The sequence below is a fragment of the Streptomyces kebangsaanensis genome (assembly GCF_001906585.1).
GTDB lineage: Bacteria > Actinomycetota > Actinomycetes > Streptomycetales > Streptomycetaceae > Streptomyces > Streptomyces kebangsaanensis.
In genome coordinates this window covers 391,638-406,370 of the sequence record NZ_JUJA01000167.1, presented here as the reverse complement: position 1 = coordinate 406,370, position 14,733 = coordinate 391,638, and the positions used below count along the sequence as shown (strand labels likewise).

The following is a 14,733-nucleotide window of genomic DNA, read 5'->3' as shown; positions in this document are numbered from 1 at the left end:
CGTGCGCCGGGCTGGATAGGGTGGAACCTGTTCGAGATTCGAGTCCCGCAGCACGGGACACCGACCCAGGAGCGGCTTATGAGCGCTGTGACCCCCGCTGGAGGCGACACCGCGGCGGGCCGTTCCTGGCCCGTCCTGCTGAACGGCCTGCTGGAGGGCCGGAACCTCACCGCCGACGAGACCGCCTGGGCGATGGACCTGATCATGCGCGGCGAGGCGACCGACGCGCAGATCGCCGGGTTCGTGGTGGCCCTGCGGGCCAAGGGCGAGACGGTGGAGGAGATCACCGGCCTGGTCCGCGCGATGTACGAGCACGCGAACGTGATAGAGGTTCCGGGCGCGACCGTCGACATCGTCGGCACGGGCGGCGACGGCGCGAAGACGGTGAACATCTCCACGATGTCCTCGATCGTCGTGGCCGGCACGGGCGCCAGCGTCGTCAAGCACGGCAACCGGGCCGCTTCCTCCGCCTCCGGGGCCTCCGACGTGCTGGAGAAGCTCGGCGTCAACCTGGAGCTGACCCCGCGGCGGGTGGCCGAGGTCGCCCGGGAGGCCGGGATCACCTTCTGCTTCGCCGTCAAGTTCCACCCGGCGCTGCGCCACGCCGGTGCCGCGCGTGGCCAGTTGGCCATCCGCACGGTGTTCAACGTGCTCGGCCCGCTGACCAACCCGGCCAGGGTGCGGGCCCAGGCCGTCGGGGTCGCGGACCCGCGCATGGCGCCGGTCGTCGCCGGGGTCTTCGCCGAGCGCGGCCACTCCTCCCTGGTCTTCCGGGGCGACGACGGGCTGGACGAGCTCACCACGACCTCCACCTCCCGGGTGTGGATCGTCCGGGACGGCAAGGTCACCGAGGAGACCTTCGACCCGCGCGACGTCGGCATCGAGCTGGTGCCCGTGGACGCCCTGCGCGGCGCGGACGCCTCCTACAACGCCGAGGTCGCCCGGCGCGTGCTGGACGGCGAGAAGGGGCCCGTACGGGACGCCGTCCTGCTGAACTCGGCGGCGGCGCTGGTGGCGCTGCAGCCGGGCTCGGGCACGCTCGCCGAGCAGCTGCGGGCCGGCATGGACCGCGCCGCGGAGTCGATCGACTCCGGGGCGGCCAAGCGCACGCTGGAGCGCTGGGTGGCGGCCAGCAACGCCTGAGACACTGCCGCTTCGACGCGAGGCGCGGTCGCGAGGCGCAGTCCAGGATCCGGACTGCGCCTTGCGCGTCGAAGAGCGTGTGGCAGGATGCTGAACCAGGTCATGAGTGACAGCCATGTGGCCCCGGCCGGCTGTCCGGCAACCCTCCGTCCGTGGCGGGGTGCCCCGGGTGAGGACCAGGCCGTGGGCAGCGAGGCCCGCGGCAAGCGCGGACCCCTCGCGTCAACCAGGGGTCCTGGTCGTACGAGGGAGCCTTCCGTGAGCAAGCGAATGCGCTAGGGCGTAGAGCCCCGCCTCCGCACCCCCTCTTCACCTTTCTCCACGCTTGAGCCATGCCGTGCCGTGCCGTGTCATGCCTGCTCGCGTGGTGATTCCGCCTGCTTCCACGGGAGTCCACCCATGTCCGTCTCCACCGTCGCCGCCGCCGTCGCCGCCACCGACCAGCAGTCCGTTTGCGCCCCCCTGCCCGTTCTGGGACAGGACGTCACCGTTCCCCTCGTCACCGGGGGCGAGGTCACCTACGCCGCGCTCGACTACGCGGCCAGCGCGCCCGCCCTCCAGCGGGTCTGGGACGACGTGGCGGCGTACGCGCCGTACTACGGCAGCGTGCACCGCGGCGCCGGCCACCTCTCCCGGCTCTCCACCGAGCTGTTCGAGAACGCCCGGAAGACGGTCGCCGGGTTCCTCGACTGCCGCGGCACCGACCAGGTGGTCTTCACCCGCTCCACCACCGACTCCCTGAACCTCCTGGCCCGCGCGCTCCCGGCCGGCTGCCAGGTCTTCGTCTTCGAGACCGAGCACCACGCCTCCCTGCTGCCCTGGCGGCACGCGCAGGTCACCTGCCTCGACGCCCCGCGCACCCCGCGGCAGGCCGTACGGGCCCTGGAGTTGGCCCTGGCCGACCGCGACCCCTACGGTCCGGCCCTGGTCTGTGTCACCGGTGCCTCCAACGTCACCGGTGAGCTGTGGCCCGTACGGGAGCTGGCCGCCGCCGCGCACGCACACGGCGCCCGGATCGTCCTGGACGCCGCCCAGCTCGCCCCGCACCACCCGGTGTCGGTCCGCGACCTGGACGTCGACTGGGTCGCCTTCTCGGGCCACAAGCTGTACGCCCCCTTCGGCGCGGGCGTGCTGGCCGGCCGCGCCGACTGGCTGCGCGAGGCCGAGCCGTACCTGGCGGGCGGCGGCGCGAGCCGCGAGGTCGCGCGGCGCGCCGACGGGGGAGTGGACGTCCAGTGGCACGACGGCGAGGCCCGCCACGAGGCCGGCTCCCCGAACGTCATCGGCGCCTACGCCATCGCCTCCGCCTGCACGGCGCTGACCGAGGCCGGCTTCGACACGCTGGTCGCCCGCGAGCAGCACCTGATCCGCACGGTCCGCGAAGGTTTGGCCGAGGTCCCGGAGGTGAGGATCCTGTCCCTCTTCGACGCGGACGCCCCGCGGGTCGGCGTGATCTCCTTCGTGGTCGCGGGCTGGAACAGCGCCCACTTCGCCGCCGCGCTCTCCGCCGAGTACGGCATCGGCGTCCGCGACGGCCTCTTCTGCGCCCACCCCCTGCTCCGCACCCTGCTGGGCGGCGACCCGCGGACCCGGGGCGAGTGCGGCGGCCCCGACGCCGCCGTCCGCGTCAGCTTCGGCGCGGGCACCCCCGACGAGCACGTCGAACGCTTCGTGACGGCGGTGGGGGAACTGGTCAGGAACGGCGCGAAGTGGACCTACCGCACGGAGAACGGCCGCTGCGTCCCCTCGGTCTGACCCGAGGGGGCGCCGGGAGGCGGCGTCAGGAATCGAGACCGATCGCGAACGCCGCCTCCAGGTCGTGCTGGGAGTACGTCCGGAAAGCCACGTGCGTGTCCGTGGCCTCCACCCCGGGGATCTTGCTGATCCGCCCCGGGATGACCTCCGCCAGGTCCTCGTGCTGCCGCACCCGCACCATGGCGATCAGGTCGTACGTCCCGGTCACGGAGAACACCTCGCTCACGCTGTCCAGTGAGGCGATCCGCTCGGCGATCTCGGGGATCCGGTCCACGCTGGTCTTGATGAGGACGATCGCGGTGATCACGGCTGTTTCTCTCCCTCGGGGGCCGGAGCAGGGGCGGCCCTCACTCTAGTCTCCCGGCCGAATCCGGCCCACGCGCAGGCGAAGCCCAGGGCGAAGCCCACCACGTGGGCGAGGTAGGCCACGCCCGGTCCCTGCGCCGCGCGTCCGGCGGCCAGCCACTGCAGGGCCGCCCAGAACGGCAGTACGACCCATGCGGGAAACCGCAGGGGCAGGAAGAACAGGAACGGGAAGAGACTGGTCACCCTGGCCCGGGGGAACAGGTAGAGAAACGCGCCGAGGACCGCCGAGATCGCTCCCGAGGCCCCCACCAGGGACTGCCCGGAGGCGGGGTTGGCGGCCGCGTAGCCCACCAGGGCGAGGTAGCCGCAGCCGACGTAGAACAGGGTGAACCGGACGCGGCCCATGCGTTCCTCGGTCATCGCCCCGAAGACGTAGAGGAAGAGCATGTTGCCGAGCAGATGCACCCAGCCGCCGTGCACGAACAGGGCCGTCGCCGGGGTGAGGGCGGCCCGTGGTGCGCCGGTGAACAGCTCGGCGGGGACCACGCCCCAGCGCCGGAAGTACGCCCGCTGGGCGAGCAGCAGCGCGTCACCGGTGCCGTAGCGGGGGTCGAGGCCCGCCGCCGGGCCGGTCACGAAGACCAGGCAGCACAGGACGATCAGGGCGCACGTCACCGGCGCCCGCACGGTCCGTACGGCCCCTGCCGCCCTGACCGCTCCGACTGCCTTGACTAGCCTGACCGCCCGGGGGGCCGCCGTCTTCCTTTTGCCGGTCATGTGCACAGAGCATGGCGTAACGGGACGTACCCGCACGGACCGCCTCGCCGTCATGGACACACCCAGCGACGAGTCGCCGTCAGGCCGTAGGGTTACGTGCCACACGCCCCGGGGAGGCCGGCGCGTCACGGAAACTAGAAGGAAGGCGAACAGTCACGATGACGGTTCCCCTGCCGACCGCCACGACGCGGTGGCGCTGCACCCTCTGCGGCAACCTCACCCGCTTCGACGTGACGCGCTCGTCGAAGGTCGTCGAGTACGTCCACCTCGATCTGGCCGGAGAGCCCACGGTCGAGGAGCGCGAGGTGGTCAGTGAGACGATCGAGTCGGTGCGCTGCCGCTGGTGCAACGCCGTGGACCAGGTGGAACTCGTGGACAGGCCGGGCGCCGGCTCCTGAGCGGAGCGGGTCCCGTACGGACGGTCCCCCACGGGGGTCCCGCAAGCATTGGGGTTGACGGATGGTGGAGACACGAGGCGGGGGGCCGGGCGACGGCGCCGCTGAGGTGTTCGGCCGTCCGCTGCCCGACGGGGTGCGCCGCCGGGTCGTGCAGATGGTCTCCGACGCCTTCGGCGGGCTGCGGGTCGGCGAGCTGCCGGCGCAGCTGCGGCAGTACGCCCGGTTCACCCCCAGCCGCCGGGCGAAGTTCGCGGGCAACGCGATGGCGGCGGCGCTGGAGACCGATCCGGTGTTCCGCCAGCGTATCGGGGAGAAGTTCAGAGAGGATCAGCCGGAGCTGTCCGGTGCCCTGGACTCCGGCTCGCCGCTCCCGGCCGCGGACCCGCTCGACGTGGCGGCCGCGGCCTATGTACTGCGGCCGGCGGGCTGGGTGAAGCTGGTGACCGCGGCCGGCGAGGAGGCCCAGCGGGCGGACGCCGAGCGCGCCGACGAGGAAAGCCGGGCCGAGCTGGAGCGGCTGCGCGCCGAGCTGGCGGCGGCCCGTGAGCAGACCCGGGCCGACACCGAGCGGCTGCGCGCCGAGCTGGACGCCGCCAGGAAAGAGGCCGATTCGCTGCACCGCAAGCTGCGGGCCGCGCTCAGCGACGTCAAGCGGGGTGAGGCCGCGCTGCGCAAGGCGCGTGCCGAGGCGGAGGCCGTGCGTGCCGAGGGGCAGGCGCAGGTGTCGGCCGCCGAGAGCGAGACCCGGCGGATCAAAGGGCGCCTGGGCGAGGCGGAGACCGTGCTCGAAGCCACCCGCAGGGCGGCCCGCGAGGGGCGCAGCGTCGAGGACATGCGGGTACGGCTGCTGCTGGACACCGTGCTCGACGCGGCCCAGGGGCTGCGCCGGGAGCTGGCGCTGCCGCCGGTGTCGGTGCGGCCCGCGGAAACCGTGGACGCGGTGGAGCCGGGCCGGATGACGCCCAAGGACATCGCCGCCCGCGCGCTGTCCGAGCACGACCCGGCGATCCTCGACCAGCTGCTCGCGCTGCCGCAGGCGCATCTGGTGGTCGACGGCTACAACGTCACCAAGACCGGCTATCCCCAGATGCCGCTGGAGAAGCAGCGGCTCAGGCTCCTCGGTCAGCTCTCGCAGCTCGCCGCGCAGACCGGCGCGGAGGTCACCTGTGTCTTCGACGGGGCCGAGCTGGCCGCGCCGGTGCTGCTGGCGCCGCCGCGCGGGGTGCGGGTGTTGTTCTCCAAACCGGGCGTCACCGCGGACGAGTTGATCCGTCAGCTGGTGCGGGCCGAGCCGCCGGGCCGGCCGGTCATCGTCGCCTCCACCGACCGGGAGGTGGCCGACGGGGTCGCGAGGGCGGGCGCGCGGCCGGTCGCGTCGGCGGTGCTCCTCAAACGTCTGTCGCGCGGCTGAAAACGGGCATAACGCAATATGCGCCTCAAGGGAAACGTACGGGTTTAAGGCCTGAATTACCGGGACTGTCGCGCGACTCAGCGTCAACCCGACTTTACTTATGGTGAGTTGAAGGCAAAGAACGTATTGCGTGCCGGGATTTTTCGGCGGAGGATTTGAATTCGTCACGATGAGGTCACTAAGGTCAGGCGTCGAACCTCCGAGCGGGTGATCACTCAGAAGAAGGAGCTCGCTTCCGTGGCGTCCCACCGTCGACCCAAGCAGCCGAGCCGCGCACGTGTGAGCGTGCTCACCACCGTGGCAGCAGCGGCCGTAGCCGTCAGCGCCCAGGCGGCGAACGCCGCCCCGAGCGCGAAGCCGAGCAAGGACGAGGTCAAGTCCCAGGTCGACAAGCTCTACCAGCAGGCGGAGCAGGCCACCGAGAAGTACAACGGGGCCAAGGAGAAGCAGGAGAAGCTCCAGAAGGAGATCTCCACCATCCAGGACAACGTCGCCCGCGGTCAGCAGGAGCTGAACCAGCTGCGCGACCACCTCGGTTCGGTGGCGGCCGGCCAGTACCGCACCGGCGGGATCGACCCCTCGCTCCAGCTCTTCCTGTCCGCCGACCCGGACGACTACCTCGACAAGGCCTCCACGCTCGACCAGTTGAGCGGCCAGCAGGTCGAGGCGATGAAGAAGGTCCAGGACAAACAGCGCGAACTCGCCCAGGAGCGGGCCGAGGCCACCACCAAGCTCAAGGACCTCGCCGCCACCCGCACCGAGCTGGGCAACAAGAAGAAGGAAGCCCAGACCAAGCTCGCCGAGGCGCAGCGGCTGCTCAACAGCCTCACGGCCGAGGAGAAGGCGACGCTCGCGGCCGAGGAGTCCCGCGCCAGCCGGGCCGCCGAGCGCACCGTGATGAGCGACACCGGCGGCAGCGTCAAGCCCGCCTCCGGCCGGGTCGGCTCCGCCTACGCCGCCGCCCAGGGCAAGGTCGGCTCGCCCTACGTCTACGGTGCCAACGGCCCGTCCTCCTTCGACTGCTCGGGTCTGACCTCCTGGGCGTACGCGCAGGCCGGCATCGGCATCCCGCGTACCTCCGAGTCCCAGGCCAACATAGGCACCCGCATCTACTCGCAGAGCCAACTGCAGGTCGGCGACCTGGTGTTCTTCTTCAACGACCTGCACCACGTCGGCCTCTACGCGGGCAACGGCCAGGTGCTGCACGCCCCGCGCCCCGGAACCGTCGTGCGCTACGAGTCGTTCGGCACCATGGGTGGCCCCTTCATGTTCGGTGTCCGCGTCTGATCCCACCCCGGGATCATGACGCCGTACTCGCCCGAACGGGCGAATCCCGGCACCCCGCTGTGACCCCGTGCCCCGCCGGTGACCTGCGTAGGAGGCGGGGCCTCACCACGTGCGGCCGCCGGGGCCGTTGGTCGGCTCCGTTGCCGGGGGGCTACTGTCTGCCGCGTTTCCCTGTCCGCCAGCGGAAGGAGCGCGGCTTCCCGTGGGGTTCCATCGCCGCCTTGCACCGTCCTCCGGGTTCGACCGGGGCTCCACCGTCGCCGCCGGTCTTCTGACCGCCGCGGCCACCGTCCTGGGCGCCGTACCGGCCGGCTCGGCCGCCGCCGCGCCGCACGGCGAGGCCCGGGCCGAGGTCGACCGCCTCCACCAGGAGGCCGAGACGGCGACCGAGGCCTACAACAAGGCCACCGAGCGCGCCGGCCTGCTGCGTGACCGGGTGCGCGACCTCCAGGACCGCATCGCCCGGCAGCAGCAGCGCGTCAACGACCTCAGACAGACGCTCGGTGCCGTCGCCGGCGCCCAGTACCGCTCCGGCATCGACCCCTCCCTCGCCCTGCTGTTCTCCCGCGACCCGGCCGACTACCTCGACCGGGCCACCGCCCTCGACCGGATCAGCACCCACCAGGCCGGCGAACTGAAGGACCTGCGACAGGCCCTGCGCGAAATCTCCCAGGAGCGCGCCGAGGCCGCCCGCGCCCTCGCCGAACTCGACAGGAACCGCGAGGCGGCCGCCACCCACAAACGCACCGTCGAGCGGAAACTGGCCAGGGCCCGGCGGCTGCTGAACTCCCTGTCCCCGTCGGAGCGCGAGGCCTACGACCGTACCTCCCGCTCCCGCCGCGACGGCCTCCTCCCCGTCCTCGACGACGGCCCGGCCGCCTCCGCCCGCGCGGCCGCCGCCGTCGCCGCCGTCCGCTCCGCGCTCGGCCGCCCCTACGTCTGGGGCGCCAACGGGCCCTCCGGCTTCGACTGTTCGGGCCTGATGCAGTGGGCGTACGCACAGGCCGGGGTGCACCTGCCGCGCACCTCGCAGGAGCAGCGCAACGCCGGCCGGCACGTCCCGCTGTCCCAGGCCCGGCCCGGCGACCTCGTCGTCTACCGCTCCGACGCCGGACACGTCGCGATGTACGTGGGGGGCGGCCGGGTGATCCACGCCCCCCACCCGGGCGCCCCGGTCCGCTACGACCCGGTGAACATGATGCCCGTCTCGTCGGTCACCAGGGTCTGACGGCCGCCCCGGTGCCGCCGTACGATCGGGAAATGGCTGATCGTTGGCGGGCGTCGAGGAGCTCGCTCCTGGCGGTGTGCCTGCTGCTCGCCTCCCTGACGGCCTGCGGCGGGCCGTCCGCGGCCGACACCGCCAGGGCCCAGGTGCAGCGGGTGCTCGACCGGCGGGCCGCGGCCGTCCTCCACCACGACCCGGCGGCCCACGCGGCCACCGGCACCCGCGCCCCGTACGCGAACCTGAGGTCCGTACCGCTGACGGCCTGGTCCTACCGACTGACGGCCCTGCACCGCACCGGCCGCACCGCCACCGCACACGCCGAACTGCGCTACCGGGTGACCGGGTACGACAAGGCACCGGTCACCGTGGGCCGCACGCTCACCCTGTCCACCCGCGCCGACGGCACGTGGTACGTCGACTCCGACCGCCCCGGGAAGAAGTCCGCCCAGCAGCTGTGGGACCAGGGCCCGGTGTCGGTGGTCCACGGGCGGCGCAGCCTCGTCCTCGGCGTCGGCCAGTCCACCGCGACCCTGCGCCGCTACGCCGGCCTGGCCGACCACGCGGTGCCCGCGGTGACGGAGGCGTGGGGCACCGACTGGAGCCGGCGCGTCCTGCTGCTCGTCCCGGGATCCCTGCGGGACATGGCCGGACTGCTCGGCTCGCCCGCCGCCAACTACCGCGGGATCGCCGCCGTCACCACGGGCGAGACCGGAGGCACGGGCCGGGCGCCCGCGGACCGGATCATCGTCAACCCCGACGCCTACGGCACGCTCGGCCCGCTCGGCAAACAGGTCGTGCTCACCCACGAGACGGCCCACGTCGCCACCCGCGCCCACACCAACCCCGCCACCCCGCTGTGGCTCTCCGAGGGCTACGCCGACTGGGTCGGCTACCGCCGCACCGGCCGCACCCCGGTCCAGGCCGCCCCGGAACTCCAGCGAGCCGTCTCCGACGGAAACGTTCCGGCCGCCCTGCCCACCGACCGGGACTTCGGCTTCACCGGCGACCCCGCCCGGCTCGCCCAGGCCTACGAGAGCGGCTGGATGGCCTGCCGGATGATCGCCGCCCACTGGGGCGAACACGACCTCGACGCCTTCTACCGGGCCGTCGGCACCCACACCCGACGCGAGGGCGCCGTCGAGGAGGCCCTGCACAGGATCCTCGGCACCACCCTGGAGCGGTTCACCGGGCAGTGGCGCGAGTACCTGAGGAACCAACTGGGCTGACCGGGCCGGTCGGGCCGGGCACCGTCGAGCGCCACAGCGCGCGGCACGCGGTCGCGCAGGCGGCGACCAGCAGGCCGTTGCGGACGAACAGCAGGCCCACGCCCAGGAGGTCGCCGGCCACGACGGACCCGAAGAGGACCGGGAACTCCAGGACCGTCACCAAGGCCGCCGCCAGCACCAGGCCGGCGGGCCGGCCCATCCCGCTGCCCTGGAAGCACAGGCAGACGGCGGCCAGGGCGACCAGCCACACCACGTACTGCGGACTGATCACACGGCTGGTGACGGTGAACAGCAGGACGGCCGTGAACGCGGCGTCCGCCGGGGCGGCCGGACCGAAGAGGCGCGCGCGCAGCCGCCACCACAGCAGCCAGCCGAACGCCGCTGCCGTCAGCGCCAGGGAGGCGGTGCTCACCACGTCGACGTACGGCCCGACGAACTCCACCGAGCCGTAGTTCAGCAGCACTTGCCCGTCCCAGCCGAAGTGCCGGGCCACCTGGAAGACGAGCCCGCCCAGCGACTCCACCTCCGTCCCCCGGTCGCGCTGGGCGGTCAGGAAGGACAGCGCCCCGGGCAGGGCGAGGACGAACAGCGAGCCGAGGCCGGCCGCGGTCACCGCCGCGGCCACCCACGACCGGCGCCGGACCGCGCCGGCCAGCAGCAGCGCCGGCCACACCTTCAGCAGCGCCCCGAAGCCGGCCAGTGCCCCCATCGCCCGCGGGCGCCGGGCCCCCGCGAACAGCGCGGCCACGGCCACCGCGGCCACCATCACGTCGTAGCGCGTGTACAGGGTCGGGCCGAGCAGGGCCGCGCCCACCGTCCACACCCGGGCGCCGCGCAACGGCCGGCCGGGGCGCCGGCCGCCGTACAGCAGCAGGCACAGCACCGCCAGGTCGGCCAGCATGGCCAGGACGACGAAGGCGGCGGTGTAGTCCAGGAACGGCAGGACGGCGGGGGAGAGGACCGCCAGCGCGGCGCCGGGCGGGTACTGCCAGGTGACGTCGTCCAGCGGGAAGGTGCCGCCCCGCAGCACCTCGTACCACCCCCGGTAGATCACCGACACGTCACTGGTGACGTCCGGCCCCGGAAGGACGAACACCTTGAGGACGAGGAGCAGCAGCACCGCCCGGGTGATCCCCCAGGCCGCCAGCACCCCTGCCGGACCCCGCCTCGTGCCCGTCCCGTCCACCCCAGGTCCCGTCCGTCGGCTCTCCGTCCCGGGCATGATCTCCCGGCCGGCTGTGCGCGGGCCGGGAGGCACGGCCGTGTCCGGCCCTCCCGCCCCGGTTGGGTAGGGTCGGCGGCGATGCACAAGACCCTCATCGTGACCAATGACTTCCCGCCCCGGCCCGGCGGGATCCAGGCGTTCCTGCACAACATGGCGCTGCGGCTGGACCCGGAGCGACTGGTCGTCCACGCCTCCACCTGGAAGCGGAGCCGTGAGGGCGTCGAGGCGACGGCGGCGTTCGACGCGGAGCAGCCCTTCACCGTGGTACGCGACCGTACGACGATGCTGCTGCCCACCCCGCGGGCGACCCGGCGCGCGGTCGGGCTGCTGCGGGAACACGGGTGCACCTCGGTGTGGTTCGGGGCGGCGGCCCCGCTCGGCCTGATGGCACCGGCCCTCAGGCGGGCGGGCGCCCGGCGGCTGGTGGCCACCACCCACGGCCACGAGGCCGGATGGGCCCAACTGCCCGCCGCCCGCGGGCTGCTGGGCCGCATCGGGGAGTCCACGGACACGATCACCTACCTCGGCGAGTACACCCGCTCCCGGATCGCCGCCGCGCTGACCCCCGAGGCCGCCGCGCGGATGGTGCAACTGCCGCCGGGGGTCGACGAGAAGACCTTCCACCCGGACTCGGGCGGCGACGAGGTGCGCGCCCGGCTCGGGCTCACGGACCGGCCGGTGGTCGTCTGCGTCTCACGACTGGTGCGGCGCAAGGGCCAGGACACCCTGATCCGGGCCATGCCCCGGATCCTGGCCGCCGAGCCCGACACCGTGCTGCTGATCGTCGGCGGCGGGCCGTACGAGAAGGACCTGCGCAGGCTCGCGCGGGAGACCGGGGTGGCCGCTTCCGTGCGCTTCACCGGCCCGGTGCCCTGGGCCGAACTGCCCGCGCACTACGGCGCCGGCGACGTCTTCGCCATGCCGTGCCGCACCCGGCGCGGCGGACTCGACGTCGAGGGCCTGGGCATCGTCTACCTGGAGGCGTCCGCGACCGGGCTGCCCGTCGTCGCCGGGGACTCCGGCGGCGCGCCCGACGCGGTGCTCGACGGCGAGACCGGCTGGGTGGTGCGCGGCGGCGTCCCCGAGGAGGCCGCCGACCGCGTCGTCGCCCTCCTCGGCGACGACGGGCTGCGCCGCCGCATGGGGGAGCGGGGCCGGCGCTGGGTCGAGGAGAAGTGGCGCTGGGACCTGCTGGCGGACCGGCTCAAGGAGCTTCTGTGAGGCCCTGCTCGGCGCGGAGGGCGACGAGGCTCTGCCCGGCGCGGAGGGCAACGGGGCTCTACTTGGCGTAGAGGGCCTCGATCTCGTCCGCGTAGTCCTTGGCGACCACGTTCCGCTTGAGCTTCAGCGACGGGGTGAGGTGTCCCGACTCCTCGGTGAACTGGGCGGGCAGAACGCGGAACTTCCGCACCGACTCCGCCTTCGACACCGCGGAGTTGCCGTCGTCGACCGCCGTCTGGACCGCCGCCAGCAGATCCGGGTCCTCGCGCAGCGACGCCGCGGTGGAGCCGGCGGGCTTGCCGTGCTCGGCGCACCAGCGGCCCAGGAACTCCTCGTCCAGGGTGACCAGCGCGCCCACGAACGGCCGTCCGTCGCCCACCACCATGCACTCCGCGACCAGCGCGTGCGCCCGGATACGGTCCTCGATCACGGCCGGGGCGACGTTCTTGCCGCCCGCGGTGACGATGATCTCCTTCTTCCGCCCGGTGATCCGCAGGTACCCGTCCTCGTCGAGGGTGCCGAGGTCACCGGTGTGGAACCAGCCGTCGGCCAGCGCCTCCCGCGTCGCGGCCGGGTTGTTCCAGTACTCCTTGAACAGGTGCTCGCCGTGCAGCAGCACCTCCCCGTCGCCCGCGATACGGACCACGGACCCCGGCAGCGGCTGCCCGACCGTACCGATCTTCTGCCGGTCCCAGGGGTTGAAGGCGGTGGCCGCGCAGGACTCGGTCAGGCCGTAGCCCTCCAGCACCGTGAAGCCGATGCCGCGGAAGAAGTGGCCCAGGCGCTCGCCGAGCGGGGCGCCGCCGGAGATGGCGTACTCGCCGCGCCCGCCGAGCACCGCGCGCAGCTTGCTGTAGACCAGTTTGTCGAAGACCTTGTGCTTGACCCTGAGCCCGAGGGACGGTCCCCCCGGAGTGTCCAGTGCCCTGCTGTACGCGATCGCCGTGTCCGCGGCCCTGTCGAAGATCCTGCCCTTGCCGTCCGCCTGCGCCTTGGCGCGGGCCGCGTTGTAGACCTTCTCGAAGACCCGGGGGACGCCGAGGATCAGCGTCGGGCGGAAGGCGGCCAGTTCGTCGGTGAGGTTCTTGATGTCCGGCACACAGCCCAGCTTGATCGGCGCCATCATCGGCGCGACCTGCACCAGCCGCCCGAAGACGTGCGCCAGCGGCAGGAAGAGCAGCACGGAGCACTCACCGGTACGGAACAGCGGGCGCAGCCGTTCCACCACGTTCCCGCACTCGGCGAAGAAGGAACGGTGGGTGAGCACGCACCCCTTGGGCCGCCCGGTGGTCCCGCTCGTGTACACGATGGTCGCCGGATCGTCGGCCTTCGCCAGCGAACCGCGCTCCTCGACCGTGGCGTCACTGATGTCCTGCCCGGCCCGGCCCAGCTCCTCGACCGCGCCGGCCTCGATCTGCCAGACGTTCTTCAGCGCGGGCAGCGACTCGCGCACCGACTCCACGGCGGCGGCGTGGCTGTCCAGCTCCACGATGCAGGCGGTCGCGCCGGAGTCGCCGAGGATCCACTGCACCTGCTCCGCCGAGCTGGTCTCGTACACCGGCACGGTGACGGCGCCCGCGCTCCAGATCGCGAAGTCCAGCAGCGTCCACTCGTAACGCGTCCGCGACATCAGACCCACCCGGTCACCCGGCTGGACACCGGAGGCGATGAGCCCCTTGGCGGCGGCGTGCACCTCGGCGAGGAAGTCCCGTGCCGTCACGTCCTGCCAGACGCCGCCGACCTTGCGCGCGATCACGGCGACATCGGGATGCTGCGCGGCGTTTCTGCGGACGATGTCGGTCAGGTTGCCGTCCGCAGGGACCTCGTAGAGAGCCGGAAGACTGAACTCGCGCAAGACTGCTGCTCCTCATAGGGCGCCGGCGCCACGACGTTGTTGAAATCCAGAAACGCTGGACGGCCCGGACGTTACCCGTCAGTACGATTCTCCGACAGGGGGTCCCGGCGAGATGTTCGCTGTGTCACACGGACTGATGTTCTTGTGCGCACAGTAGTCGACCCGTTGAACGCCTAGCCAGTAACGCCCAGCCGGTGACGACGGATCCCGCCGGTACGGCCCACCGGGCTCCGCCCTCGTTCACTACGCTCCATGTGCATGGCACCCACAACGGCCGGCGGCGGCAGGACACGCGTCCACGTGGTCAGCGACGTGCACGGCAACGCGCGCGACCTGGCCCGAGCGGGGGAGGGCGCCGACGCCCTGGTCTGCCTCGGCGACCTGATCCTCTTCCTCGACTACGCCGACCACTCGCGCGGGATCTTCCCCGACCTGTTCGGCGTGGAGAACGCCGACCGCATCGTCGAGCTGCGCACCGCCCGCCGTTTCGCCGAGGCCCGCGAGTTCGGCGCCCGGCTGTGGGCGGGCCTCGACGGCGACCACGCGGCGATCATCGAACAGGCGGTGCGCAAGCAGTACACGGAACTCTTCGCCGCGTTCCCCGCCCCGACGTACGCCACCTACGGCAATGTCGACATGCCGCCCCTGTGGAAGGAGTACGCCCGCGAGGGCACCACCGTGCTCGACGGGGAACGCGTCGAGATCGGCGGCCGCGTCTTCGGCTTCGTGGGCGGCGGCCTGCGCACCCCCATGCGCACCCCCTACGAGATCACCGACGAGGAGTACGCCGCGAAGATCGAGGCGGTCGGCGAGGTCGACGTCCTGTGCACCCACATCCCGCCCGAGGTCCCCGAACTCGTCTACGACACCGTCGCCCGCCGCTTCGAACGCGGCAGCCGCGCCC

13 protein-coding genes and 1 riboswitch are annotated in these 14,733 nt (G+C 72.8%); of the genes, 9 read left to right on the top strand and 4 right to left on the bottom strand.

All coding sequences use genetic code 11. The annotated features are described in order from the left end of the window. Positions 1 to 78 precede the first annotated feature (78 nt). Both trpD and RH94_RS36620 read left to right on the top strand, forming a co-directional pair. Positions 79 to 1,143 carry an anthranilate phosphoribosyltransferase gene (trpD, locus tag RH94_RS36625; protein ID WP_073952590.1) on the top strand — a complete coding sequence of 355 codons (1,065 nt, stop codon included), beginning with the start codon at positions 79 to 81 and terminating at the stop codon, positions 1,141 to 1,143. Positions 1,144 to 1,241: 98 nt separating this feature from the next. Further along, a riboswitch (SAM riboswitch) is annotated at positions 1,242 to 1,358 on the top strand. 184 nt (positions 1,359 to 1,542) lie between these two features. Further along, entirely contained in the window at positions 1,543 to 2,898 is a 1,356-nt protein-coding gene (locus tag RH94_RS36620) for an aminotransferase class V-fold PLP-dependent enzyme (RefSeq protein WP_073952589.1), read from the top strand. Positions 2,899 to 2,923: 25 nt separating this feature from the next. Here RH94_RS36620 and RH94_RS36615 read toward each other — a convergent pair whose 3' ends face one another. Together RH94_RS36615 and RH94_RS36610 are read right to left on the bottom strand one after the other, a co-directional pair. Then, positions 2,924 to 3,205, bottom strand: a complete 282-nt coding sequence (locus RH94_RS36615; protein ID WP_073952588.1) for an Lrp/AsnC family transcriptional regulator — start codon at positions 3,203 to 3,205, stop codon at positions 2,924 to 2,926. Next, on the bottom strand, positions 3,202 to 3,981 hold the full coding sequence (locus tag RH94_RS36610; protein WP_079189316.1) for a rhomboid family intramembrane serine protease: 780 nt from the start codon (positions 3,979 to 3,981) through the stop codon (positions 3,202 to 3,204). Before RH94_RS36610 ends, RH94_RS36615 begins: the two co-directional genes overlap by 4 nt. A gap of 158 nt (positions 3,982 to 4,139) precedes the next feature. Here RH94_RS36610 and RH94_RS36605 point away from each other — a divergent pair, with 158 nt between their 5' ends. The 5 genes from RH94_RS36605 to RH94_RS36585 all read left to right on the top strand — a co-directional run bounded on the left by RH94_RS36605 (position 4,140) and on the right by RH94_RS36585 (position 9,528). Then, positions 4,140 to 4,379 carry a hypothetical protein gene (locus RH94_RS36605; RefSeq protein ID WP_014672226.1) on the top strand — a complete coding sequence of 80 codons (240 nt, stop codon included), beginning with the start codon at positions 4,140 to 4,142 and terminating at the stop codon, positions 4,377 to 4,379. A gap of 61 nt (positions 4,380 to 4,440) precedes the next feature. Further along, a complete protein-coding gene (locus tag RH94_RS36600) occupies positions 4,441 to 5,790 on the top strand; it encodes an NYN domain-containing protein (protein WP_073952586.1) in 1,350 nt (449 codons plus the stop codon). 237 nt (positions 5,791 to 6,027) lie between these two features. Next, positions 6,028 to 7,077, top strand: coding sequence for a C40 family peptidase (locus tag RH94_RS36595; RefSeq protein WP_073952650.1), 1,050 nt, complete (start codon positions 6,028 to 6,030; stop codon positions 7,075 to 7,077). 202 nt (positions 7,078 to 7,279) lie between these two features. Further along, positions 7,280 to 8,305 (top strand): C40 family peptidase, encoded by a 1,026-nt coding sequence (locus RH94_RS36590; RefSeq protein WP_073952585.1) that lies wholly within the window; start codon positions 7,280 to 7,282, stop codon positions 8,303 to 8,305. Between the two features lie 32 nt (positions 8,306 to 8,337). After that, a complete protein-coding gene (locus tag RH94_RS36585) occupies positions 8,338 to 9,528 on the top strand; it encodes a hypothetical protein (RefSeq protein ID WP_073952584.1) in 1,191 nt (396 codons plus the stop codon). Here the strand turns inward: RH94_RS36585 and RH94_RS36580 are convergent. Next, positions 9,485 to 10,714, bottom strand: coding sequence for a glycosyltransferase family 87 protein (locus RH94_RS36580; RefSeq protein ID WP_073952583.1), 1,230 nt, complete (start codon positions 10,712 to 10,714; stop codon positions 9,485 to 9,487). The genes RH94_RS36585 and RH94_RS36580 overlap by 44 nt on opposite strands. A 117-nt stretch (positions 10,715 to 10,831) precedes the next feature. Here RH94_RS36580 and RH94_RS36575 point away from each other — a divergent pair, with 117 nt between their 5' ends. Next, positions 10,832 to 11,974, top strand: a complete 1,143-nt coding sequence (locus RH94_RS36575) for a glycosyltransferase family 4 protein (RefSeq protein WP_073952582.1) — start codon at positions 10,832 to 10,834, stop codon at positions 11,972 to 11,974. Between the two features lie 58 nt (positions 11,975 to 12,032). Here RH94_RS36575 and RH94_RS36570 read toward each other — a convergent pair whose 3' ends face one another. Next, positions 12,033 to 13,829, bottom strand: a complete 1,797-nt coding sequence (locus RH94_RS36570) for an AMP-dependent synthetase/ligase (protein ID WP_073952581.1) — start codon at positions 13,827 to 13,829, stop codon at positions 12,033 to 12,035. 258 nt (positions 13,830 to 14,087) lie between these two features. Between RH94_RS36570 and RH94_RS36565 the strand changes: the two genes are divergently transcribed. Further along, positions 14,088 to 14,733 (top strand): metallophosphoesterase family protein (locus tag RH94_RS36565; RefSeq protein WP_234426290.1); only part of this gene is annotated, 646 nt, incomplete at its 3' end.

What these genes read in the sequence shown, in the direction of transcription:
- trpD (WP_073952590.1), top strand. Translation starts at nt 79, where the DNA reads ATGAGCGCTGTGACCCCCGCTGGAGGCGACACCGCGGCGGGCCGTTCC.
- RH94_RS36620 (WP_073952589.1), top strand. Translation starts at nt 1,543, where the DNA reads ATGTCCGTCTCCACCGTCGCCGCCGCCGTCGCCGCCACCGACCAGCAG.
- RH94_RS36610 (WP_079189316.1), bottom strand. Translation starts at nt 3,981, where the DNA reads ATGACCGGCAAAAGGAAGACGGCGGCCCCCCGGGCGGTCAGGCTAGTC.
- RH94_RS36605 (WP_014672226.1), top strand. Translation starts at nt 4,140, where the DNA reads ATGACGGTTCCCCTGCCGACCGCCACGACGCGGTGGCGCTGCACCCTC.
- RH94_RS36600 (WP_073952586.1), top strand. Translation starts at nt 4,441, where the DNA reads ATGGTGGAGACACGAGGCGGGGGGCCGGGCGACGGCGCCGCTGAGGTG.
- RH94_RS36585 (WP_073952584.1), top strand. Translation starts at nt 8,338, where the DNA reads ATGGCTGATCGTTGGCGGGCGTCGAGGAGCTCGCTCCTGGCGGTGTGC.
- RH94_RS36575 (WP_073952582.1), top strand. Translation starts at nt 10,832, where the DNA reads ATGCACAAGACCCTCATCGTGACCAATGACTTCCCGCCCCGGCCCGGC.